Raw genomic sequence first — 23,241 nt, 5'->3', positions numbered from 1 at the left:
CCATTCATATGAATAAATATACAATTGTTCATATCTAAGCCAGTAGACAGTGGCTTTTCAACGACAAGCACTTGCTCGGAAAGAGAACACCCAGCCGGGGGTAAGTACTGATGCAACACCGATGGAGAATTGAATGCTTCGCAAAGACATACGCAAGGGATGGATATGGGCGGTATCCACGCTTTGGGCCGGCACCGTGCTAGCCCAGCCAGTAGCCGCCCCTCACGTCCCATCCAGACCAGACAGCCACATGGTCGCCCAATTGTGGGAGTCAGCTTGGCAGCGGCAGCCAGAAGCCGCTGGAGAAGGCGCCTGGCAGCAGGCCGCCCAAGCACGCCAAGAGACGGCCGGTAGTTGGGTGGCAGGTCCGATGGCGCTGGAAGCCTCCACCAAAACTGATCGGTTCAACAACCGCAACGGAAAGCGCGAATATGAAGTCGGGGTGGCTATTCCCCTTTGGATGCCTGGTGAGCGCGCCTCGTCGGCACGCTGGGCGGACGCGGAAAGCCTCGCTCTATCCAGCCGGATGCTGGCCGCCAAGCTACGCACGGCCGGACAGGTTCGCCAGGCATGGTGGGCATGGCAGCGTGCCCAGGCCGAATTGATGGCGGCGCAGGATCGCACCCGCAGCGCGGACGAGTTGGCGCAAGATGTGGCTCGCCGGGTTCGCGCGGGCGACCTGGCGCAAGCCGACAGAAACCAGGCCGATGGCGCCTTGGCGTCGGCTCGTAGTGCCCTGGCCATTGCTCAGGCCGAAGAAGTCACGCAGCGCGAGGCGTTGTTGGCACTGACCGGCATCGAGAGTATCCCGTCGCAGGCCGATTCCGCGCAGCCGGAGCAGTCAGGTGTCCGAGTTCAACCGGCATCGGCACAGCCGTCCGGCGCGTTGTTGGGTAACCACCCTGCGCTGCTGGAACTGCAGCACAAGGCGCTGGCGGCCCGCCGCTCTGCGGAACTGGTGTCCCATCAGAAGTACGCCAACCCCGAACTGACCCTGGCGACCACGCGGGATCGGGGCGGCTACGGCGAACGCTACAACCAGACGATCACGGTGGGTGTGCGCATTCCCTTCGGTACGGGTAGCCGTCATACCGAGCAATTGTCCAGCGCCAATGCGCAGGCACTGGAGGCTGAGTCGGCACTCGCGGCCCAGCGCACCCGGCTACTCTCGGAAATTCGAACTGCCCAATCGCGCGAACTGGCAACCAGCACCCAGATGCAGGCCGCTTCGGAGCGCCAGCGACTAGCCCAACAAACGCGCACCTTCTACCAAAAGTCGTTCGCGATGGGCGAGACGGACATGCCGACACGCCTTCGCATCGAGCAGGAGGCCACCGAGGCCGAGCGCGCGGCGCTGCTCGCCAAGGTGGAGCATGCCGCGGCCATCTCGTCCCTGTTGCAGGCTCAAGGCACGCTGCCGCAGCCGACCGAGACTTTCACTGACATCTCCGGCACGCGCTGATCAGCGCGCGCTCAACCATCCTGGAACCTTAGAAATGTCGCAATCCTCTTTCTGGCGTGCTGCTGCCTTGTCCAGCCTCCTGCTTGGCACCAGCGCAACGTGGGCCGGCGACGGCCATGACCATGGCGAAGCCGCTCCTGCCCCCGCAGCGGCCGCGCTTCCGCGCTTTGCCGCAGTTTCCGATGACTTCGAACTGGTGGGTGTGCTGAACGGCCAGCGTCTCACACTCTACCTCGACCATGCTGCCGACAACCGGCCGGTGACCAATGGCGAGCTGACCCTCGAGCTGGGTGGTCGACAGGTAAAGGTCAGCCCACACGGGGTTGGAGAGTTCGAGGCCGATCTGACTGAGCCGCTATCCGATGGCGAGACCTCAATCATGGCCACTGTTACTGCGCAGAGCCAATCGGACCTGTTGACTGGCGTTCTCGATGTTCATAGCGAAGACGCCGAACACGAGCATGCCGTCGCATCCGGCCGTGTGCTCGTACTAGGTGGCGGTGCCGCAGTCCTCGGCGTCGGTGTCCTAGCGTGGGCGCTGCGCAGACGTACACGCACCAACGGTGCACTGCGAGGTGCAGCATGAAGCGCAACTTCCGTTTCCTAATGACGACGGCCATGGCGGCTGCATTGGCTCTGGCTGCTCCCGCGTTCGCTCACGACGGTCACGACCACGGCGACGAAGCGCCGGCTGCGTCTTCCAATGGCCCCCAGCGCCAGCCTGATGGCAGCGTGTTTCTTCCGAAACCGTCACAACGTCAGATCGGTGTACGCACCCAGCTGATCAAGCAGGAGCCCTTGGCCCGCAGCCATGAACTGGCTGGCAAAGTAATCATGGACCCGACGACAGGCGGCAAGGTCCAGGCAATGGTAATGGGCCGGCTGGTGCCCGGGCCGGATGGTCTGCCGCAGATCGGCCAATCCGTGCGCAAGGGCCAGGTGCTGGCTTACATCGAACCGGCCAGCGGTGTGCTGGAGCGCTCAGGCCAGATGGCCCAGGTTGCCGAGCTGCGTGCGGGCCAAGCGCTCGCGCAGAAGCGCCTGGCCCGGCTGCGCGAGCTGTCGGAGACCGTGCCCCGCAAGGAGATCGAAGCAGCCGAAAGCGAAGTAAACAGCCTGACCGAACGCGCCCGCGCCTTGAGCGGGGGCCTCGCCGGCAGGGACGTACTAAAGGCCCCAGTCAGCGGCGTCATCGCATCCAGCCCCGCAGTTGCCGGGCAGGTCGTGGATGCGCGCGAACTGGTGTTTGAGGTGGTCGATCCGACCCAACTGCGCATCGAGGCGCTTGCCTACGATCCGGCAATGGCACAGAACCTGGCCGGTGCTGCACTCGCAGTAGGCGGTCAGAAGGTGCCGCTGAGCTTCGTCGGGGCCGCCAGCAGCCTGCGCGAGCAGGCCCTGCCCATGCTGTTCAAGGGCACCAGCGAAAGCCTCTCGCGCTTGGCGGTCGGTATGCCGGTGGTGGTCTTCGTGCAAGAGGCGACGACGGTACCTGGCTACCGCGTGCCTTCCGGTGCGCTGATGAAGAACCCTGCCAACCAGAACATCGTCTGGGTCAAAGACCAGGCCGAGCGCTTCGAGCCACGTGTCGTGAACATCACTCCTTTGGATGGTGCATCCATCGCTGTCACTTCGGGCCTGGCGGACGGCGACCGCGTGGTTGTCGAGGGCGCGTCCCTGATCAATCAAGTTCGTTGAGGGGCACCATTCCATGTTCAAGTGGCTTCTCGAAAATAGCTTACGAAACCGGCTCCTGGTCATCATCGGGGCGCTGGTGCTGATGGCGTATGGCGCGTTCACCCTGACGCGCACGCCGGTAGATGTCTTTCCCGATCTCAACAAGCCGACCGTCACTCTCATGACGGAGGCTGGCGGCATGGCTGCCGAAGAAGTCGAGCAGCTCATCACGTTCCCGCTCGAAACGGCCATGAACGGCCTGCCCAGCGTCGAAAGCGTGCGCTCGGTCTCCAGCGCCGGGCTTTCCTTCATCTACGTGACATTTGACTGGAAGACAGACATCTTCCGGGCGCGCCAGATGGTCTCCGAACGCCTGACGTCCATGGAGGAAGGGCTAGCCCCGGGCGTGACGCCCACGATGGGGCCAATCAGCTCAGTGATGGGCGAGATCATGCAGATTGCAATCCCCATCGGTGCCAAGCCCTCAGGGCAGAAGAACGCAGCCCCGCCGCTGTCGGCCATGGACACGCGCGAGTACGCGGACTGGGTGTTACGCCCCCGGCTGATGGCCATACCTGGCGTTGCCCAAGTCATCCCGATCGGAGGCGAGGTCCGTCAGTTCCAGGTCCAGCCCAACACCACGCGAATGTCAGAGCTGGGCGTGACTGCGTCCGATCTGGATGCGGCTCTCAAGGGCTTCTCCGCGAACACTTCCGGCGGCTTCCTGGAGATCAATGGCCGCGAGTACCTGATCCGCAACCTGGGCCGCACGTCCCGACTCGACGACCTGCGTAACCTGCCTCTCGCGGTGCGTGCGGGCCAACCCATCCTGATCCACCAGGTCGCCGATGTTCAGTTTGCGCCAGCCATCAAGCGCGGCGATGCGGGCTTCGAGGGCCTGCCAGCCGTGATCCTGGGCATCCAAAAGCAGCCCACGGCCGATACGATTGCACTGACCCGCTCGATCGAGTCAGCGTTAGCGGACATGAAGGGCTCACTGCCGGCTGGCATGGCCGAGCCGCAAGTGACCTTCCGACAAGCCAACTTCATCGAGGCGTCCATCAGCACGCTGCAAGGCAAGCTCATCGGCGCATCGGTCTTCGTGGCGGTGATCCTGTTCTTCTTCCTGGGCACTTTGCGCCCCCTGGTGATCGCGTTGACCGCGATTCCTGCCTCGATCTTCGTGACCGGGCTGGTGTTCCACTATTTCGGCCTGTCAATCAACACCATGACGCTCGGTGGGCTGGCGATCGCCATCGGCGGTCTCGTGGACGATGCTGTGGTCGATGTGGAGAACATCATGCGGCGGCTCAAGGAGAACCGCGCCCGCCACCCTGAGAACCGGCTGACGCCCCTGGTCATCGTTGCCAGGGCCTCGATGGAGGTTCGCTCGGCGATTCTCTACGCCACGATGATCATTGTGCTGGTGTTCCTGCCCCTGTTCGCGCTGCCGGGGATGGAAGGGCGCTTGTTCGTGCCGCTGGGCATCGCTTTCATCGTCTCCACGCTAGCCTCGCTGCTGGTCTCTGTGACGGTCACTCCGGTGCTGTCGTACTACCTGCTGCCCAAGATGAGGACGCTGGACCATGGCGACACTCGGATTCTAGCCTGGCTTAAGGCGCGTTATCAGGGCGGCCTGCAGCGGGTCTTGCAGCGGCCGCGTGCCGCCCTTGGCATGGCCGCTGTGGCTGTCACACTGGCTGTCGCCGCGGTGCCATTCTTCCCGACCACGTTCCTGCCCCCGTTCAATGAAGGAACGTTGCTGGTGGGCCTGCGCCTGAATCCCGGTGTGACGCTGGCCGAATCTTCGGCGCTTGCCCAGCAAGCCGAGCTGCTGGTCGCGCAGGTGCCGGAGGTGCAGCACGTGGGCCGGCGCAGCGGACGGGCCGAGCTGGACGAGCATGCCGAAGGTGTGCATGTCAGTGAACTGGACGTGGGTCTGCTGCCTGCCTCAGAGCTAAAGCGCTCCATGGAGGAGATCACCGCCGACATCCGTTCGCGTCTGGCTCACTTGCCCGGCTCCATCGGCATTGGCCAGCCGATCTCGCACCGCATCGACCACATGTTGTCGGGGGTGCGCTCGCAGATCGCCATCAAGGTGTTCGGCGAGGACCTGGACGTCCTGCGCGGGCAGGCGGATCTGCTGCGCGCCAAGCTGGCCGGAATTCCGGGGCTTGCTGACCTGGAGATCGAAAAGCAGGTCCTTGCGCCGCAGATCAAAATCCGCGTGGATTATGCGGCGGCGGGACGCTACGGCGTGGCCGCACCGCAAATTCTGTCCACGCTACAAAGCCTGGTCGAAGGCGAAAAGATCACCGAGGTCATCGAGGGCAACCGCCGCTTCGCGCTGGTGGTTCGCCTGCCCGAGCAGGCGCGGTCGATTGAGGGCTTGAGCCGCATCCTCATCGACACGCCCATGGGTCGGGTCCCGTTGTCGCGCCTTGCCACCATCGAAGACAGCGACGGCCCCAACCAGGTCAGCCGCGACGATGGCCGTCGGCGCATAGTTTTGTCGGCCAACGCTCAGAGACGGCCGCTGTCCGAAGTAGTGGCCGACATACGCAGCGTCGTCCAAGAAGTGCGCTTGCCCGAAGGCTACTTCATCACGCTGGGCGGCCAGTTCCAGGCACAAGAGGAAGCCTCGCGACTGGTGGGCCTGCTGTCCATCGTCTCCCTGACGCTCATGTTCGTGGTGTTGTACACGCGCTACAAGTCGGTCGCCCTATCGGCGCTCATCATGGTGAACATTCCATTGGCCCTGGTCGGCGCCGTGCTGGGGCTGTGGCTGTCTGGCCAGCCGTTGTCCGTGGCCGCTCTGGTCGGCTTCATCACGCTCGCGGGTATTTCTGTGCGCAACGGCATCCTGAAGGTGAGCCACTACCTCAACCTCATGCGCATGGAGGGCGAGGACTTCGACCAGAAGATGATCGTGCGTGGCTCGCTCGAACGGCTTTCCCCGGTTCTGATGACCGCGCTGGTCACGGCCTTCGCACTGGCCCCGCTGTTGTTCGAGGCGTCACGACCCGGTACTGAGATCCTGCACCCCGTCGCGGTGGTGATCTTCTCGGGGCTGGTCAGCTCCACGCTGCTGGACACCTTCCTTACACCCGCCATGTTCTGGCTGTTCGGCCGCAAGCCTGCCGAACGCCTGCTGGACGACCGCGACGCGGGGGCATTCTGATGCAACGCCTTCTGTCACCCGATTTCAACCACCGTAACCCTATAGGAGCTTTCATGTCTGTTCGATTTCGTTCCCTCACGGCTGGCACCGCCCTCGCCCTGGCATCCGTCACCGCCTTCGCCGCAGGCGACCATGACCACGCGCATGACCACAAGCCGCTGCATGGTGGCGTCGTGACCGAAGTCCGGGACGTGGACTACGAGTTGGTCGTTCAGCCCGCAGCAGCGCAACTCTACCTGCGCGACCACGGCAAGCAGGTCAACGTAAGCAACACCAAAGCCAAGCTCACGCTGTTGACCGGCTCACAAAAGCAGGAGGTGCAACTCACGCCTGCCGCGGACGGAAGCCGCCTCGAAGGCAGCGGGACCTTCGCCGCAGCCAAGGGCACGAAGGCCGTTGTCCAAGTCGAACGTGGGGGCAATACCGCGAGCGCCCGGTTCGTTCTTCCGTAGTGTTCAACGTGATCGTCAGGGAACGAGCTGTAATCTGGCGACCACCTGACAAAAGGCGCGACATAGGCGCTCACTATTTCCTCAAAAACTTTGGAGATGTAAATCATGGACATGCATTTCGACGTCATTGTTATCGGTGCCGGCCCTGGCGGATACATCGCGGCCATTCGCGCTGCCCAATTAGGCATGAAGGTCGCTTGTGTAGATGCCTGGAAGAACAAGGACGGAAAGCCAGCACCTGGCGGTACCTGCAACAACATCGGTTGTATCCCTTCGAAAGCGCTACTGCAGTCGTCAGAGAACTTTGAACAAGCCAAGCACCACTTTGGCACGCACGGCATCTCCACGGGTGATCTGCGCATGGATGTGACCACGATGCTGGAACGTAAGAATCAGGTGGTGAAGTCCAGCAACGAAGGCATCCTTTATCTGTTCCGCAAAAACAAGGTCCAGTTCTTCAACGGCCTGGCGTCTTTCACCAGGACTGTCGATGGTGGCTTCGAGGTGAGCGTCGCCGCCGATGAGGCTGTTACCTTGGTGGGCAAGCAGATCATCGTTGCCACAGGCTCCAACGTGCGGCCGCTCCCCAACCTACCGTTCGATGAGCGGGTCGTGCTCTCCAACGACGGCGCGCTGAACATCGCGGCCGTGCCCAATCGGTTGACCGTCATCGGTGCCGGCGTGATCGGCCTGGAGCTGGGCTCCGTTTGGCGCCGCCTGGGGGCGGATGTCACGATCCTCGAAGGCTTGCCCAGCTTCCTGCCAATCGTCGACCAAGCCATCGCCAAGGAGGCGAAGAAGGCGTTCGACAAGCAAGCCCTGAAGATCGAACTAGGTGCGAAGGTTCGCGAAGTCAATGCAACCGAGGCCGGCGTGACTATTCACTACACCGACAGCCAGGGCCAGACGCAGTCCTTGCAGGCAGACAAAGTGATCGTGGCTATCGGCCGTGTGCCCAACACCGAAGGCCTGAATCCGGCCGCCGTGGGACTCCAACTGGATGAGCGCGGCGCCGTGGTGGTGGACGATGCATGCCGCACCAGTGTGCCCGGCATCTGGGCCATCGGTGACGTGGTGCGTGGCCCGATGTTGGCGCACAAGGCGGAAGAGGAAGGTGTCGCAGTGGCCGAGCGCATTGCCGGCCAGCACGGTCACGTCGATTTCAACACGATCCCCAACGTCATCTACACCAGCCCGGAGATTGCCTGGGTAGGCCGCACCGAGCAGCAGCTCAAAGAGCAGGGCACCGCCTATCGAATCGGTTCCTTCCCGTTCATGGCCAATGGCCGCGCGCGTGCACTGGGCGACACGACGGGCCTCGTCAAGGTGATCGCCGATTCTGCCACGGACGAGATACTCGGCGTGCATGTAGTCGGCCCGCAGGCCAGCGAACTGGTGGCCGAGGCCGTGATCGCCATGGCGTTCAAGGCCAGCAGCGAAGACATCGCCCGCATCTGCTTTGCCCATCCGACCCTCTCCGAGACGTTCAAAGAGGCCTCGCTGGCAGTGGACAAGCGCGCGCTCAACTTCTGATTGATCGGAAGCGGCATCCAAACCGCCTCACCGAACGCAGCTGCGGGCGGTGGGGCGCATATCGCCATGGAACGTAGGCCACGCTGCAACGGCATGCTATGCCCAACAGTTACTCGTCGTTGTGGTCTTCCGCGATGTGGGTGGCCATATCCAGCAGCACCTGGTTCACGTGCTTGTCCGCCACCTCATAGAAGATCTGTTTGGCCTGGCGCACGCCCTTGACCAGGCGAGCACCGCGCAGCAGCCGCAGGTGGTGGCTCACCAGCGACTGCGAGAGTTCGAGGGTTTCAGCGATATCCCCGACCGAGGATGAGCCCTTCATGCAGCACAGCATGATTCTCAGCCGGGACGGGTCACCCAGGAGGCGGAATGTCTCAGCCAAGATGGTCACGTCATTCTGTGACAGCGATTCCAAATTGGCGCTGGGATCCTTCGGTGGGGTACTGAATGGCTTACTTGTATTCATTTTTAAAATATTTCCTAACCTCGAATGGCTGTTTTCGCCCTTCAGAATTAACAAGGCAGCAGCCGCTTAGGCGCGCGCAGCAAAGAACCAGTGCGAGCCTGGCAGGCAAGGCCTCCGCTCCCCGTGCACCGGGTCATTTCTGAAACCTGACAGCATCCGAAAAAGCGCTTGACCTTCCCACGATGGTAAACCCTAAGCTCCCTCCATGTCGAATTTCAACTATGGGAAGCACACCATGAGCATGGCAACAACGAGTAGTGCTGGCGGCCAAGCAGCGGCAATCAGCCTGCCCATCGAGGGCATGACCTGCGCAAGCTGCGTCGGCCGAGTCGAGGCCGCCCTTGCCAAGGTCGAGGGCGTGGCAAGCGTGTCTGTCAATCTCGCCACCGAGCGAGCGGACATTCGCCTGAACCGTGCTGTCGATCGCATGGCGCTGATCCAGGCGATCGAGAAGGTAGGGTACGACGTGCCTCAGGGCACCATCGAGCTGGCGATCGGAGGCATGACCTGCGCTTCGTGCGTGGGCCGCGTCGAGAAGGCGCTCAAGGCGGTGCCGGGCGTCACTGAGGCTGTGGTCAATCTGGCGACCGAGCGTGCCACCGTGCGCGGCGTGGCCGCCGTGGCGGACCTGATCGCGGCCATCGAGAAGGTCGGCTACGAGGCCAACCCGGTGGATACCGGCGCGCAGGCCGACGAGGAAGCCGCCGAGAAGAAGGACGCCGAGCGCGCCGAACTCAAGCGCGACCTGACCCTGGCCGCCGTGCTGGCGCTGCCTGTGTTCGTGCTCGAAATGGGCTCGCACATGATTCCCGGCATGCATGAGTGGGTGGCTTCCACCATCGGCATCCAGCAGAGTTGGTATCTGCAGTTCGTGCTGACCCTGCTGGTGCTCGCCATTCCGGGCTGGCGCTTCTACGAGAAGGGCTTCCCGGCGCTGTTCCGCCTGGGTCCCGACATGAACTCGCTGGTCGCGGTCGGCACGGCCGCAGCCTTCGGCTATTCGATGGTCGCCACATTCGCGCCCAGTCTGCTGCCGGCCGGCACGGTGAACGTGTACTACGAGGCGGCCGCCGTCATCGTGGCGCTGATCCTGCTGGGCCGCTTTCTTGAGGCACGGGCCAAGGGCCGCACCTCCGAGGCCATCAAGCGCCTGGTCGGCCTGCAGGCCAAGGAGGCGCACGTGCTGCGCGACGGCCGCATCGTGGACATCCCGATCAACGACGTGGCGCAGGGCGACATCGTGGAAGTGCGCCCCGGCGAGCGCGTGCCGGTCGATGGTGAAGTGACCGAGGGCCGCAGCTTCGTGGACGAGTCGATGATCACCGGCGAGCCGATTCCCGTCGAAAAGGCGGAAGGCAGCACCGTGGTCGGCGGCACCGTCAACCAGAAGGGTGCGCTGACGCTGCGTGCCACCGCCGTGGGCGGTCAGACCATGCTGGCGCAGATCATCCGCATGGTCGAGCAGGCGCAAGGTTCCAAGCTGCCGATCCAGGCCGTGGTGGACAAGGTGACACTGTGGTTCGTGCCCGCCGTCATGCTGGCCGCCGTGCTGACCTTCCTGGTCTGGCTGGTGTTCGGCCCGTCGCCCGCGCTGTCCTTCGCGCTGGTCAATGCCGTGGCGGTGCTGATCATTGCCTGCCCGTGCGCCATGGGTCTGGCGACGCCGACCTCCATCATGGTCGGCACGGGCCGGGGCGCCGAGATGGGCGTACTGTTCCGCAAGGGTGAAGCCCTGCAACTGCTCAAGGACGCCAAGGTGGTGGCCGTGGACAAGACCGGCACGCTGACCGAGGGCCGCCCGGTCCTGACCGACCTGGAGATTGCCGACGGCTTTGACCGCAACCAGGTGCTGGCGAAGGTCGCCTCTGTCGAATCGCGCTCGGAGCATCCGATCGCACGCGCCATCGTCGAGTCGGCCGTGGAAGGTGGCATCGCGCTGCCGACGATGACAGACTTCGATTCGGTCACGGGCATGGGCGTGCGCGCCACCGTGGACGGCGCGCGTGTCGAGGTCGGTGCCGATCGCTTCATGCGTGAGCTGGGGTTGGACGTGAGCGGCTTCGCTCGCACGGCCGAGCGCCTAGGCAACGAGGGCAAGTCGCCGCTGTACGCCTCGATCGACGGCCGACTGGCCGCCATCATCGCGGTGGCCGATCCGATCAAGTCCAGCACGCCCGCGGCCATTGCCGCGCTGCACCAGCTCGGCCTGAAGGTGGCGATGATCACCGGCGACAACGCGCGTACCGCGCAGGCCATCGCCAAGCAACTGGGCATCGACGAGGTGGTGGCCGAAGTGCTGCCCGAGGGCAAGGTCGAAGCCGTGCGCCGGCTGAAAGCCAGCCACGGCCAGATCGCCTACGTGGGCGACGGCATCAACGACGCCCCGGCGCTGGCCGAGGCCGACGTGGGCCTGGCCATCGGCACCGGCACCGACGTGGCGGTGGAGTCGGCCGACGTAGTGCTGATGTCGGGCAACCTGCAGGGCGTGCCCAACGCCATCGCGCTGTCCAAGGCGACCATCGGCAACATCCGCCAGAACCTGTTCTGGGCGTTTGGCTACAACACGGCCCTGATCCCGGTGGCCGCTGGCGTCCTGTACCCCGCATACGGTGTGCTGTTGTCGCCGATCTTCGCGGCTGGCGCGATGGCGCTGTCCAGCGTGTTCGTGCTCGGAAACGCGCTGCGCCTGCGCCGCTTCCAGCCGCCGCTGGCGGCGGATACCGCTCATTGAGAAAGGAGGAACACCATGAACATCGGTGAAGCATCCAAGGCCTCGAAGGTCTCGGCCAAGATGATCCGCTACTACGAGCAGATCGGCTTGATTCCCCCGGCCGACCGGAACGATTCGGGCTACCGCGCCTATAGCCAGGACGACGTACACCGGCTGCACTTCATCCGGCGTGCGCGCGACCTCGGCTTCTCGGTGGCCGAGATCACGGACCTGCTGGGACTGTGGAACGACAAGTCGCGCCGGAGTGCCGACGTCAAGCGCCTGGCGCAGCAGCACATCTCCGAGCTGGACCGGCGCATCGCGAGCATGTTGGAGATGGCCGAGACGCTCAAGGCGCTGATCCGGTGCTGCGCCGGCGACGAATGGCCCGACTGCCCGATCCTGCACACGCTGGAGCAACTCGATACCAGCGACGACGAGCCCGAAGCGCGCACCGGCGCCGTGCCACGGCGTGCAAGTGGCAACGCAGCGGCAAAGAAGCCGCGTGCGCACTGAGCAGCCGGGAGAGACCATGCCCAAGATCACCGTCTTGCCCCATCCTGAACTGGCGCCCGAGGGCGCCGAGCTGAACGTGCCGGTCGGCACCTCGATCTGCGAGGCGCTGCTAGACAACGGCATCGAGATCGAACATGCCTGCGACATGAGCTGTGCCTGCACGACCTGCCACTGCATCGTGCGCAAGGGATTCGATTCCCTCAACGAGGTCGAGGAGTGCGAGGACGACCTGCTTGACCGGGCCTGGGGGCTAGAGGCGCAATCGCGCCTGAGCTGCCAGGCCATCGTGGCGAACGAGGACCTGACCGTCGAGATCCCGAAGTACACGATCAACCATGCCAAGGAGAACCACTAGGACCCAGCGTGCCGCCGCGGGCGCGCCGGCCTGCGGCGGGGTTGCTCTGGCAGACGGAGGACTGACGGCGTTGCAGCCTGACGACCGCCCCGGGAGCCAGATGCCTACACCCCCTTGCACCACCGCCGGTTAGGCTGGAAATGTCGTCAAAGTCCTTCAATCCGTGATAGTCGGCGCTGCGGCCGGCCCATGAAAAGTCCCACAGGAGAAGTCCAGCATGTCTGCGCCCAAACAAGCCACGCTCTACCGGATGGTCATGCCCGGCCATACCTGCCCCTACGGGCTGAAGTCGCTCGATCTGCTCAACCGCAAGGGCTACGAGGTCGAGGACAAACACTTGGCGAGCCGCGAGCAGACGGATGCGTTCAAGAAGGAGCATGGCGTCGAGACCACGCCCCAGGTCTTCATAAACGGGCGGCGCGTGGGCGGCTACGACGACCTGCGCAAATTCTTCGGCATGTCCGTGAAGGACAAGAACGCCGTGACCTACACCCCTGTGATCGCGCTGTTCGCCATGGCGGCCGCGATGGCGCTGGCGGCGAGCTGGGCGGCCTTCGGCCAGCTCTGGAGCATTCAGGCGGCAGAGTGGTTCGTGGCCTTTGCCATGTGTCTCCTGGCGCTGCAGAAGCTCAAGGACGTGGACGGCTTCGCGACGATGTTCCTCAACTACGACCTGCTGGCCAAGCGCTGGGTTCGGTATGCCTATTTCTACCCGTTCGCGGAGGCCATCGCAGGCGTCCTGATGGTCGCGGGCGTGGGGATGTGGGTGTCGATTCCGTTGGCGCTGTTCATCGGGACCGTCGGGGCCGTGTCGGTTTTCAAGGCGGTCTATGTCGATCGCCGGGAACTCAAGTGCGCCTGTGTGGGCGGGGACAGCAACGTGCCGCTGGGCTTCGTGTCCCTGACCGAGAACCTGATGATGGTGGCGATGGCCCTGTGGATGTGGGCCAAGGTCGCCTACCTTGGGATGCACTGAGCGCCGCGCCAGGTACGGCGCAGCGCACGTGCTCGCATCGGCCGTCCTGTGTGCAGGCCGGCCACGACGCGGTGTTACTGCGCGCGCGGCGGGAAGCCAGCTTCGCTCAGGGCCGCGGCGATCTGCTCTTGCGAGGCCGAGGTCTGGACCTCGACACGGCGGGTCGGCGGGTCCGTGACGATCTTGGCGTTGGGGTCGATCGTTTGGATCGTTTTCGTAACGGTGCGGGCGCAGCCGCCGCAGGTCATGTCTTCGAGATGGAATTGCATGGAAAACTCCTTTCGGGTTGGGGTGTTTGAAGTCTGGTCCTTGCCACGGTTGGAAGGTCAAGCGCTATTTGCATCCCCGCTACACCAATCGGCCGAATGCTCATAGGGCAAGGCCGTGGTGCTCTTTACCCGATCCAGCACGAAGCTTGTCTTGCAGTCCTGCACGCTGGGGTGCTTGAGCAGCGTGTCGAGCACGAAGCGAGAGTAGTGAGCCATGTTCCTGACGACCACCCGCAGCAGATAGTCCATGTCGCCGGTCAGCGCATGGCATTCCACGACCTCCGGCCATTTCTGGACCGACGCGCGGAACACGTCCATGGGATTGCGCTTGTGCGAGTCGGAGTGCTTTTCGAGACGCACGTTCAGGTAGGCCGTGAGCGTGAGGCCGATCTTCTCCGAGCCGCTGCTCGGCCCGGTGTTCTTCGAGTTCATCGAGCGCAAGGGCAACTACCGCGAGGGCTTCGGCGAAGGTAACTTCGGTGCCTTGTTCGAGTCGATGGAGCGCGACCAGATCAACCGCGGCGCGCTGGAAATCAACCCAGCCTGATTCGGGCTTTCCCCCTGAAGGCATAGCACCTTCCGCATCTCGCGAGCCCCGGTGGGGCTCGCACTATTTTGGCAAGCGGCCTCCACGATGCCCATTGGCCCTCGTGCAGCTTGCACCATTCATCTCCTCACAATCGAACATCACCACGGCACGGTGCAGGCTTCTTTGACTAATATATGAACACATGTATAATTGTTTATTCAATATTTGGCCTCAGCTCGACTGGTGCTACAGCAGGCGTGCATCTCGTCCCCCGAATCAACATGGATCATGGAAGGACAAGACTATGGAACTTCGTCACTTGCGCTGCTTCATTGCGGTTGCTGAGGAACTCCATTTCGCCCGCGCTGCCGAGCGGCTGCACATCGAGCAGTCTCCACTGTCACGGGCCATCAAGGAACTGGAAGAAGAACTGGGCGTGATGCTGTTTGCCCGCACCACGCGCAGCACTCGGCTGACCCGTGCGGGCGAGCTGTTTCTGGAGCACGTGCGCCGCGTGCTCTCCGCCTTGGAGCAGGCACGCGATAGCGTGAAAGCGGCAGCAAACGGTTTTCATGGCCAGTTGCGCGTGGCATTGTCCGACGGCATCACGCCGTCGCGCCTTTCTGCGTTGCTCGTACTTTGCCGCCAGGAAGAACCCGAGGTCGAAATCCGGTTCTTCGAGGTGCCCCTATCGCAACAGATCAAGGGGCTGCATAGCGATCTGTATGACGTAGGGTTTGCTCAATCCGACGAAGTGGGCGACGGTATCGTCGCCACGCCCGCATGGAGCGATGCGCTGATGGTGGCCGTGCCAGCTCGGCATCCGCTTCTGGCCCACAAGCGCATCCCCTTGGATGAGTTGCTTCGCTATCCACTGGTTCTGTGCGATCCACAGGCATGTGAGGGCCATGCCAAGCAAGTTGAACGGGTGTTGCGCCGTGCGGATGTGGAGCCACTGATTGCAGAGAGGGTTTCGTCCACCGACCTGATGATGGCCCTAGTCTCGGCCGGTTTTGCGCTCGGCCTAGCAGGCAGTGCACACATTGCCGCCAGCCGTGAGCCGGGTGTAGTGGCCCGGCCGCTAGCTTCGCGCGTGTCGCCCCTCACGACCTATCTGTTGCGGCTGGACGGAGATCCGTCCGACGAGTTGGCGCGGTTTATTGAGCGCGCACAGGCCATCGAACAGCCGGAAACCCCCAGGCCCATACGAGGCCGTAATCCCGATCACCCGGAGGAACTGACGCCATGAAGAAGATCATCCCATTCTTGCTGGTTGCCGTGTTGACTGCCTGCGGCCAGTCCGATGGGCCACAGAAGTCCGCCGGTTCCGCAGCCAACATCCCGACAGTGGAAGAGCTGGCGGCCAACCCCGAACGGCTCAAGGAACTGCGCCAGCAGTGCAAGACCGACCGCCCCAAGCTGGGCGACGTGTTGTGCAACCGGGTGGCCGAGGCCACGCGCAAGCGGTTCTATGGCGACGGGGAAACGCCCTACACACCGCCGAAGGAGCCGCCTAAGTTTTGATCGTGGCCGCTTCGCCACGAATATTGGATTTCCTGACCGACACGCCGCAACGCGCCTGCGCTTGCGACGTTTTTCGTTGGCTCGCCACCGCGCTAATTCTTTCTTTTTGCTCGATCTTTCTGCTTAAAACGGTCTTTGACCGGCACTGACGCGGCACCGATCCTGACGCCTCCGGCACGTCCTTGTGCCGCTTTTTCCATGAGGAATCGGCGCAGGAGAAATCGGAGGCCAGGTCATGCAAGGGACGAACGTGCTGTTCGGTCAGATCGCCGTGGTATTCGGCATCGTGATCGCCGGAGTGTGGGGTGCCACACAATGGACAGCAGCAGCCCTTGGCTATCAAGTACGCCTTGGCTCGCCCTGGTTCGATCTTCTTGGCACGCCGATCTATCACCCGTGGAAGCTGTTTGAGTGGTGGTTTTCTTACGGCGCCTATACCCCGGAAATCTTCGACACCGGCGGAGCCATCGCTGGCAGCAGTGGCATGGTCGCCGTGGCCGTCGCCATTGCCATGTCGGTCTGGCGCTCGCGGCAGGCACGCCTTGTCACGACCTACGGATCGGCCCGCTGGGCGAACGCGCATGACATTCGCAAGGCGGGCCTCACGCAGCCAGAGGGCGTGTTCCTCGGCCAGCACGACCGCCAGTACCTGCGCCATGAGGGGCCAGAGCATGTCCTGACGTTCGCACCCACGCGCTCGGGCAAGGGCGTCGGCCTGGTGGTGCCGACGCTGCTTTCTTGGCCCGCGTCCGCCGTCATCCACGACATCAAGGGCGAGAACTGGCAGATCACCGCAGGCTGGCGCTCGCGCTTCTCGCATTGCCTGCTGTTCAACCCCACGGATGCGAAGTCGGCGGCCTACAACCCGCTGCTGGAGGTGCGGCGCGGCGCGCATGAAGTGCGCGACGTGCAGAACATCGCGGACATTCTGGTCGATCCCGAAGGCGCGCTGGAGAAGCGCAACCATTGGGAAAAGACCAGCCACGCGCTGCTGGTCGGCGCGATCCTGCATGTGCTCTACGCGGGCGAAGACAAGACGCTGCGCGGCGTCGCCAACTTCCTCAGCGACCCGGCCAGCCCGTTCGAGCTGACCTTGCATCGAATGATGACCACGCCCCACTTGGGCGAGGGGCCGCATCCGGTAGTCGCGTCGGCGGCGCGTGAAGTGCTCAACAAGTCGGACAACGAGCGTTCCGGCGTGTTAAGCACCGCCATGTCGTTCCTCGGCCTGTACCGCGATCCCACGGTGGCCGAAGTCACCTCGCGCTGTGACTGGCGCATCGCCGACCTGATCGCGGCCGAGCATCCGGTGTCGCTGTACCTGGTGGTGCCGCCTTCGGACATATCGCGCACCAAACCGCTCATCCGCCTGATCCTCAACCAGATCGGGCGACGCCTCACCGAATCGCTGGACGGCAGCGACGGCATCGAACGCCGCCACAAGCTGCTGCTGATGCTCGACGAGTTCCCGGCCCTGGGGCGGCTCGACTTCTTCGAGACAGCCTTGGCCTTCATGGCGGGCTACGGCATCCGCAGCTTCCTCATCGCGCAGTCACTCAACCAGATCGACAAGGCGTATGGACAGAACCATTCCATTCTCGACAACTGCCACGTCAGGGTGACGTTCGCCACCAACGACGAACGCACCGCCAAGCGCATTTCCGAGACGCTGGGCACTGCGACCGAGCTGCGCGCGCAACGCAACTACGCGGGCCACCGGCTCGCGCCGTGGCTGGGCCACCTCATGGTGTCGCGCCAGGAGACGGCCCGCCCGCTGCTGACGCCGGGCGAGGTGATGCAGCTTCCGCCGGACGATGCCGTAGTGATGGTGTCCAGCATGGCGCCGATCAAGGCCCGGAAGCTGCGCTACTACGCCGACGCCAATTTCAAGCAGCGCGTGCTGCCGCCGCCCGAGCTGGCGGACGGCCGGTACGCCGACGCGCCGCCACTGCGCCCCGACGACTGGAGTGGCCTGGCGATTCCTGCCGTGCCTGCCGCGCCTGCGGCCGATGCCGCCGAAGGCTTCCGGGCGTCGGCCGACGACGGCGGCCCGCGCCGTCAGCCCGAGCTAACTGAGGCCGTCGCCTACGACCCCGAGCTGGCCGCGCCCGCGGCCGACCTCGGCCTGCTCGATGACGACGACGACCTGCCGCTTCCCCTTCCTCGCCAGCTTGATCCGGCCATGCAGCGCACGGCCCGGCTGGCGTCCCTCGACCCCAACGACGGAATCGAGCTATGAGCCACTATCGCCTGAACCTCTTTATCCAGCCCGAGCACGCCCAGCGGCTCGATGAACTGGCCGCCAAGAAAGGCGTGTCCAAGTCCAGCATCGTCGCCGCTGCCTTGGCGTCCTGGCTGTCGCCGGACGCGGCCGACCAGCGCGAGGCGGCCATCGCCAAGCGCCTTGATCGCCTCTCGCGCCAGGCCGAGCGAATGGAGCGCGACCAGAGCATCGCCATCGAGACGCTGGCGCTGTTCATCCGCTACTACCTGACCGTCAGCACGCCGGTTCCCGAGGCGCACCAAGAGGCGGCCCGCGCCTTGGGCAAGGCGCGTTTCGAGCAGTTCACCGAGCAGCTTGGCCGCCACCTGATGCGTGGGCGCAGCCTGGTGCGCGACGTGGTGGAGGAATTGCATCCCGATTCGGTGCGGATGGAGGACGCGGCGGCAGCCGCCGATGCGCAGGAGCGTGCGTCATGAGCGCCGTTTCCCAATCCATGAGTGCCACGTCGCTCGACCGGCGCATCCAGATGCTGCGCACGGCAATGGGGCCGCTGATCGCCACCGCGCTCGAAGACCCCGACGTGGTGGAAATCATGCTCAACCCTGACCGCACCCTTTGGGTGGATCGCCTGTCGTCGGGCCGCGCGCCTATGGGCGTGGAGCTGCCCGAAGCCGATGGCGAGCGAATCATCCGCCTGGTCGCGGCCCACGTCGGCGCGGAGGTGCATCGCGGCCAGCCGCTGCTGTCCGCCGAACTGCCCGAAACCGGTGAACGCTTCGAGGGCATCCTGCCGCCAGCCGCGCCGGGGCCGGCCTTCGCGCTGCGCAAGCGCGCCATCGGCGTGATCCCGCTGGAGCGGTACGTCGTGGACGGAATGATGACCGCCGCCCAGGCGGGCTTTTTGGTGCGCGCCGTGCGCGAGCGCCAGAACGTCCTGATCGCGGGGGCCACCAGCAGCGGCAAGACGACCTTGGCGAACGCGCTGCTGGCCGAGATAGCTGCCACGGGCGACCGCGTGCTGGTGCTCGAAGACACGGTGGAGCTGCAATGCGCGGCCCGCGACCACGTTCCGCTGCGCACGCGCTCCGGCGTGGTGTCCATGACCGAGCTGGTGCGCTCGTCCATGCGCCTGCGACCTGATCGCGTCGTCGTCGGCGAGGTACGCGGTGCCGAGGCGCTGGATCTCATCAAGGTGTGGGGCACCGGCCACCCCGGCGGCGTCGCCACGATCCACGCCGGCTCCGCGCTGGGCGCGTTGCTGCGCCTGGAGCAACTGATTCTCGAAGTGGCGGTGAATCCGCCGCGTGCGCTGATCGCCGAGGCGGTCAACGTGGTGATCCAGATCGCCGGGCGCGGACGCAAGCGCCGCATCGAGAACATCGCCCGCATCGTCGGCTTCGACGGCGTGGGCTACCAACTGGTGGACGCGCTGGAAACGCCGTTTCCCGAGCTGCCGCCGATCCCTGATGCCGCACCCGCTGCGGCGACTTCCTCGTCCCCTGACCAACCTGGAGAACTGCTATGACGCAGATGACCATTCCTGCTTTCCGTGTTTCCGTAAATCCGGCTTTGCGCCTTGCACGGCTGCGCTGCCTGGCCCGCCCTGCGGGGCGAGGGCTGCTGCTGGCCGCGCTGCTGCTGTTCCTGGCCGGCACCGCGCAGGCCGCTGGTTCCTCGATGCCCTGGGAAGGCCCGTTGCAGTCGATCTTGGAGTCGATTCAGGGGCCGGTGGCGCGCATCGTCGCGGTCATCATCATCATTGCCACGGGCCTCGCGCTCGCCTTCGGCGACACGTCGGGCGGCTTTCGCAAGCTGATCCAGATCGTGTTCGGCCTGTCCATCGCGTTCGCGGCTTCGAGCTTCTTCCTGTCGTTCTTTTCGTTCTCGGGCGGGGCTGTCGTATGAGCGGCCCGGATAGCTTCGCGGCCGGGTTCGAGGTGCCTTTGCATCGCTCGCTCACCGAGCCGATCTTGCTGGGCGGCGCACCGCGCACCGTGGCGATTGCCAACGGCACGCTGGCCGCCGCCGTCGGGCTGGGCCTGCAACTGTGGATTCCTGGCGTGGTGCTCTGGATCGTCGGCCATTCGCTGGCGGTATGGGGTGCGCGCGTCGATCCGCAGTTCATGGCCGTGTTCGCCCGGCACATCAAGCACCGCCCGCTGCTGGACGTGTGAGGGGACGCCGCCATGCTGAACCTCGCCGAATACCGCCAGCGCCCGGCCTTGCTCGCCGATTGGCTGCCGTGGGCCGGGCTCGTCGCGCCGGGTGTCGTCTTGAACAAGGACGGCAGTTTCCAGCGCACGGCCCGGTTTCGCGGGCCTGACCTCGACAGTGCCACGCAAGGCGAGCTGATCGCCACGTCGGCGCGCTTGAACAATGCGCTGCGCCGGCTGGGATCGGGCTGGGCGCTGTTCATCGAAGCCGAGCGCCGGCTTGCCGCCGACTATCCGCACTCGGAGTTCCCAGAAGCCTTGTCATGGCTGGTGGACGAGGAACGCCGCGCCACCTTTGAGGACTCGGGCAACCACTTCGAGAGCGGCTATCACCTGACGCTGGTGTACCTACCGCCCGAGGAGTCGCGCGCCCGAGCGGCGGGGATGCTGTACGAGAACCGGCCCACCGAAGGCGTGGATTGGCGCGGCCGGCTCGATGCCTTCGTGGCGGAGACCGATCGCGTCTTCGACCTGCTCGATGGCGTGATGCCGGAAATCGCCTGGCTCGATGACAGCCAGACGCTGACCTACCTGCACGCCACCATCTCGACGCGGCGCTATTCGCTGGCGGTGCCCGAAGTGCCGTTCCATATCGACGCGCTGCTGACCGACTGCGCGCTGGTCGGTGGACTGGCACCCATGCTGGGCGATCAGCACCTGCGCGTGGTGTCGGTGCGGGGCTTCCCGACTTCCACTTGGCCGGGGATTCTGGACGACCTCAACCGCCTCGGATTTGCGTATCGCTGGAGTACGCGCTTCCTCTGCATGGACAAATCCGAGACGGAAAAAGACCTCGCCCGCCTGCGCCGCCAGTGGTTCGCCAAGCGCAAGAACGTCATCGCGCTGCTGCGCGAAACGATCTTCCAACAGGAGTCGCCGCTGGTGGACACGGATGCCTCGAACAAGGCGACCGATGCCGATGCCGCGTTGCAGGAGCTGGGCAGTGATCAAGTCGCCTTCGGCTACCTCACCGCCACGGTGACGGTGCTCGATGCCGACCCGGCCGCAGCCGACGAGAAGCTGCGCATGGTGGAGCGCGTCATCCAGGGCCGGGGCTTCGTGACCATCTCCGAAACGCTCAATGCCGTGGATGCGTGGCTGTCCTCGCTCCCCGGCAACGCCTATGCCAACGTGCGCCAGCCGATCGTCTCGACGCTGAACCTGGCGCACATGATGCCGGTGTCGGCCGTGTGGGCCGGCCCCGAGCGCAACGCGCATCTGGACGGCCCGCCTCTCATCGTGACGCGCACCGATGGCGCCACACCGTTTCGCTTGGTCACGCACGATGGCGACGTGGGCCACATGCTGGTGGCCGGCCCGACGGGCATGGGCAAGTCAGTGCTGCTCGCCACGCTGGCGATGCAGTTCCGCCGCTACCTCGGCTCGCGCATCTTCGCGTTCGATATGGGGCGTTCGATGCGCGCCACGATCCTCGGGCTTGGCGGCGAGCACTACGACTTGGGCACGGACGGCGAAATCGCCTTCCAGCCGCTCGCCCGCATTGACCGCGAAGGCTACCGCACCTGGGCCGCCGAATGGATCGAAGGCCGTTTGCTGCATGAAGGCGTAGCAGTCGGCCCGGACGAGAAAGCCGCCATCTGGTCGGCGCTGGGCAGCTTGGCCGGTGCGCCCGTCGAGCAGCGCACGATGACCGGCCTGTCGGTGCTGCTGCAATCGAACGCGCTGCGCCAGGCGCTCGCGCCCTATGTGCTGGGCGGCGCGCACGGCAAGCTGCTGGATGCCGACCACGACCGGCTGGGCATGGCGGACGTGCAGGGTTTCGAGATGGAGGAGCTGATGCACAGCAAGGCCGCCGTCATGGCCGTGCTGCATTACCTCTTTGCGCGCTTTGACGAACGCTTTGATGGCGCTCCCACGCTGCTGATCCTCGATGAAGCGTGGCTGTTCCTGGATGACCCAGTGTTTGCCGCGCGCATCCGCCAGTGGCTCAAGACGCTGCGCAAGAAGAACGTGTCGGTGATCTTCGCCACGCAGTCGCTCGCGGACATTAAGGATTCGAGCATCGCGCCCGCAATCATCGAGAGCTGCGCAAGCCGCATCTTCCTGCCGAACCCGCAGGCGACCGAGCCGCAGATTCGCACGATCTACGAGGGCTTCGGGTTGAACTCGCGCCAGATCGAGATCGTCGCCACCGCGCAACCCAAGCGCGACTACTACTACCAATCCCGCCTCGGCAACCGCCTGTTCGACCTCGACCTGGGGGCGGCGACGCTGGCCTTCGCGGGCGCTTCCACGCCGCAAGACCAGCGCGACATAGACCGCGTGCTGCTGGACGCCGGCACGCCCGGCTTCGCGGGTGCCTGGCTGCGCCATCGCGGCCTCGATTGGGCGGCTGACCTGCTGCCCTCGTTCCCCGGCCTCGCGCCGGATTCCCTCGCTGACCAACCACAGGAGATCCTGCCATGAAGAAGCGCCTTGTCGCCGCTGCCATCGCGGCCATGCTTTGCACCGCCACTGCCCATGCGCAATGGGTCGTGATCGACCCCACCAACCTCGTGCAGAACACGATGACCGCGATCCGCACGCTGGAGCAGATCAACAACCAGATTCGCCAGCTCCAGAACGAAGCGCAAATGCTGATGAACCAGGCGCGCAACCTCGCCAGCCTTCCATCCAGCGTGGTCGGCCAGTTGCGCGCCAACCTGGCGACGACCGAGCGGCTGATCGCCCAGGCCCGAGGCTTGGCCTACGACGTGACGAATCTGGATCGGGAGTTTGCCCGCCTGTACCCGGAGCAGTACGCCGCCACCGTCAGCGGCGACCAGATGTACCGCGACGCCCAGGAGCGGTGGAAGAACACGCTGGGCGGCTTGCAGACCACCATGCAGATGCAGGCGCAGGTGTCGCAGAACCTGGGCGAAGACGAAAGCGTGCTGGCCGATCTGGTCGGCAAGAGCCAGTCGGCGCAAGGCGCGTTGCAGGCGATGCAGGCCATGAACCAGTTGCTCGCCTTGCAGGCCAAGCAGTCGATCCAGTCGCAGCGGCTCCAGATCACGCAAGACCGGGCCGCCTCGCTGGAACTGGCGCGGCAGGCGGCGGCCACCGAGCGCGCCCGCGAAGTGCGGCGGCGCTTCCTCGGGGAAGGCACGCCGTACACGCCGCAGTCCGTCAACTTCTACCGCGACTGACAGGA

23 protein-coding genes and 1 pseudogene are annotated in these 23,241 nt (G+C 64.7%); 20 read left to right on the top strand and 4 right to left on the bottom strand.

The window, feature by feature from the left end; all coding sequences use genetic code 11:
- Window positions 1–133 precede the first annotated feature (133 nt).
- From FPB55_RS19950 to lpdA, 6 genes are all read left to right on the top strand, one after another.
- Entirely contained in the window at window positions 134–1,462 is a 1,329-nt protein-coding gene (locus FPB55_RS19950; RefSeq protein WP_058201276.1) for a TolC family protein, read from the top strand.
- A gap of 34 nt (window positions 1,463–1,496) precedes the next feature.
- Window positions 1,497–2,048, top strand: coding sequence for a hypothetical protein (locus FPB55_RS19945; protein WP_039016763.1), 552 nt, complete (start codon window positions 1,497–1,499; stop codon window positions 2,046–2,048).
- On the top strand, window positions 2,045–3,160 hold the full coding sequence (locus FPB55_RS19940) for an HlyD family efflux transporter periplasmic adaptor subunit (protein ID WP_003821159.1): 1,116 nt from the start codon (window positions 2,045–2,047) through the stop codon (window positions 3,158–3,160). Before FPB55_RS19945 ends, FPB55_RS19940 begins: the two co-directional genes overlap by 4 nt.
- A 13-nt stretch (window positions 3,161–3,173) precedes the next feature.
- A complete protein-coding gene (locus tag FPB55_RS19935) occupies window positions 3,174–6,320 on the top strand; it encodes an efflux RND transporter permease subunit (RefSeq protein ID WP_039016762.1) in 3,147 nt (1,048 codons plus the stop codon).
- Window positions 6,321–6,373: 53 nt separating this feature from the next.
- Window positions 6,374–6,772, top strand: a complete 399-nt coding sequence (locus FPB55_RS19930) for a hypothetical protein (RefSeq protein ID WP_015912828.1) — start codon at window positions 6,374–6,376, stop codon at window positions 6,770–6,772.
- A 105-nt stretch (window positions 6,773–6,877) separates the two neighbouring features.
- Window positions 6,878–8,305, top strand: a complete 1,428-nt coding sequence (gene lpdA / locus FPB55_RS19925; RefSeq protein ID WP_003821161.1) for a dihydrolipoyl dehydrogenase — start codon at window positions 6,878–6,880, stop codon at window positions 8,303–8,305.
- 109 nt (window positions 8,306–8,414) lie between these two features.
- On the opposite strand, the gene FPB55_RS19920 is transcribed toward lpdA, so the two are convergent.
- On the bottom strand, window positions 8,415–8,771 hold the full coding sequence (locus FPB55_RS19920; RefSeq protein WP_003821162.1) for a metalloregulator ArsR/SmtB family transcription factor: 357 nt from the start codon (window positions 8,769–8,771) through the stop codon (window positions 8,415–8,417).
- Window positions 8,772–9,006: 235 nt separating this feature from the next.
- Here FPB55_RS19920 and FPB55_RS19915 point away from each other — a divergent pair, with 235 nt between their 5' ends.
- From FPB55_RS19915 to FPB55_RS19900, 4 genes are all read left to right on the top strand, one after another.
- Window positions 9,007–11,502 carry a heavy metal translocating P-type ATPase gene (locus FPB55_RS19915; RefSeq protein WP_144189672.1) on the top strand — a complete coding sequence of 832 codons (2,496 nt, stop codon included), beginning with the start codon at window positions 9,007–9,009 and terminating at the stop codon, window positions 11,500–11,502.
- A gap of 15 nt (window positions 11,503–11,517) precedes the next feature.
- On the top strand, window positions 11,518–11,997 hold the full coding sequence (gene cueR / locus FPB55_RS19910; RefSeq protein ID WP_021162749.1) for a Cu(I)-responsive transcriptional regulator: 480 nt from the start codon (window positions 11,518–11,520) through the stop codon (window positions 11,995–11,997).
- Between the two features lie 16 nt (window positions 11,998–12,013).
- Complete coding sequence (gene fdx, locus FPB55_RS19905) at window positions 12,014–12,352, top strand: ISC system 2Fe-2S type ferredoxin (protein ID WP_008786744.1); 339 nt, start codon at window positions 12,014–12,016, stop codon at window positions 12,350–12,352.
- Window positions 12,353–12,569: 217 nt separating this feature from the next.
- Window positions 12,570–13,328, top strand: a complete 759-nt coding sequence (locus FPB55_RS19900; protein ID WP_008786745.1) for a glutaredoxin — start codon at window positions 12,570–12,572, stop codon at window positions 13,326–13,328.
- A gap of 74 nt (window positions 13,329–13,402) precedes the next feature.
- On the opposite strand, the gene FPB55_RS19895 is transcribed toward FPB55_RS19900, so the two are convergent.
- Both FPB55_RS19895 and FPB55_RS19890 read right to left on the bottom strand, forming a co-directional pair.
- Complete coding sequence (locus FPB55_RS19895; RefSeq protein WP_003821167.1) at window positions 13,403–13,597, bottom strand: heavy-metal-associated domain-containing protein; 195 nt, start codon at window positions 13,595–13,597, stop codon at window positions 13,403–13,405.
- A 57-nt stretch (window positions 13,598–13,654) separates the two neighbouring features.
- Complete coding sequence (locus FPB55_RS19890) at window positions 13,655–14,029, bottom strand: Lrp/AsnC ligand binding domain-containing protein (RefSeq protein WP_008786746.1); 375 nt, start codon at window positions 14,027–14,029, stop codon at window positions 13,655–13,657.
- On the opposite strand from FPB55_RS19890, the pseudogene FPB55_RS19885 reads away from it, so the two are divergent.
- The 3 genes and pseudogenes from FPB55_RS19885 to FPB55_RS19875 form a co-directional block, all read left to right on the top strand.
- A pseudogene (locus FPB55_RS19885) lies at window positions 13,986–14,144 on the top strand (4-hydroxyphenylpyruvate dioxygenase); the annotation flags it as partial. The gene FPB55_RS19890 and the pseudogene FPB55_RS19885 sit on opposite strands and share 44 nt — an antisense overlap.
- A gap of 286 nt (window positions 14,145–14,430) precedes the next feature.
- Complete coding sequence (locus FPB55_RS19880) at window positions 14,431–15,375, top strand: LysR substrate-binding domain-containing protein (protein WP_008786747.1); 945 nt, start codon at window positions 14,431–14,433, stop codon at window positions 15,373–15,375.
- Window positions 15,372–15,650, top strand: a complete 279-nt coding sequence (locus tag FPB55_RS19875; RefSeq protein ID WP_008786748.1) for an EexN family lipoprotein — start codon at window positions 15,372–15,374, stop codon at window positions 15,648–15,650. The genes FPB55_RS19880 and FPB55_RS19875 overlap by 4 nt, the downstream gene beginning before the upstream one ends.
- Here FPB55_RS19875 and FPB55_RS19870 read toward each other — a convergent pair.
- Complete coding sequence (locus tag FPB55_RS19870; protein ID WP_124014400.1) at window positions 15,640–15,891, bottom strand: hypothetical protein; 252 nt, start codon at window positions 15,889–15,891, stop codon at window positions 15,640–15,642. The genes FPB55_RS19875 and FPB55_RS19870 overlap by 11 nt on opposite strands.
- Here FPB55_RS19870 and FPB55_RS19865 point away from each other — a divergent pair.
- From FPB55_RS19865 to trbJ, 7 genes are read left to right on the top strand one after another with little or no spacing between them, the layout of a single operon-like run.
- Window positions 15,886–17,889, top strand: coding sequence for a conjugal transfer protein TraG (locus FPB55_RS19865; RefSeq protein ID WP_019396555.1), 2,004 nt, complete (start codon window positions 15,886–15,888; stop codon window positions 17,887–17,889). The genes FPB55_RS19870 and FPB55_RS19865 overlap by 6 nt on opposite strands.
- Window positions 17,886–18,350 (top strand): CopG family transcriptional regulator, encoded by a 465-nt coding sequence (locus FPB55_RS19860; protein ID WP_008786751.1) that lies wholly within the window; start codon window positions 17,886–17,888, stop codon window positions 18,348–18,350. Before FPB55_RS19865 ends, FPB55_RS19860 begins: the two co-directional genes overlap by 4 nt.
- Complete coding sequence (gene trbB / locus FPB55_RS19855; RefSeq protein WP_019396556.1) at window positions 18,347–19,399, top strand: P-type conjugative transfer ATPase TrbB; 1,053 nt, start codon at window positions 18,347–18,349, stop codon at window positions 19,397–19,399. Before FPB55_RS19860 ends, trbB begins: the two co-directional genes overlap by 4 nt.
- On the top strand, window positions 19,396–19,779 hold the full coding sequence (locus FPB55_RS19850; protein WP_008786753.1) for a TrbC/VirB2 family protein: 384 nt from the start codon (window positions 19,396–19,398) through the stop codon (window positions 19,777–19,779). The genes trbB and FPB55_RS19850 overlap by 4 nt, the downstream gene beginning before the upstream one ends.
- Window positions 19,776–20,048 carry a VirB3 family type IV secretion system protein gene (locus FPB55_RS19845; protein WP_008786754.1) on the top strand — a complete coding sequence of 91 codons (273 nt, stop codon included), beginning with the start codon at window positions 19,776–19,778 and terminating at the stop codon, window positions 20,046–20,048. Before FPB55_RS19850 ends, FPB55_RS19845 begins: the two co-directional genes overlap by 4 nt.
- A gap of 12 nt (window positions 20,049–20,060) precedes the next feature.
- On the top strand, window positions 20,061–22,514 hold the full coding sequence (gene trbE / locus FPB55_RS19840; protein WP_144189141.1) for a conjugal transfer protein TrbE: 2,454 nt from the start codon (window positions 20,061–20,063) through the stop codon (window positions 22,512–22,514).
- Window positions 22,511–23,236: a P-type conjugative transfer protein TrbJ gene (trbJ, locus tag FPB55_RS19835; RefSeq protein ID WP_008786756.1), complete on the top strand. Its 726-nt coding sequence runs from the start codon at window positions 22,511–22,513 to the stop codon at window positions 23,234–23,236. The genes trbE and trbJ overlap by 4 nt, the downstream gene beginning before the upstream one ends.
- Window positions 23,237–23,241 lie beyond the last annotated feature (5 nt).

Source organism: Pseudomonas sp. BJP69 (assembly GCF_007633355.1).
GTDB lineage: Bacteria > Pseudomonadota > Gammaproteobacteria > Pseudomonadales > Pseudomonadaceae > Aquipseudomonas > Aquipseudomonas juntendi.
The sequence above is the reverse complement of the archived record's forward strand: the minus strand, read 5'-3'. Positions and strand labels throughout refer to the sequence as shown.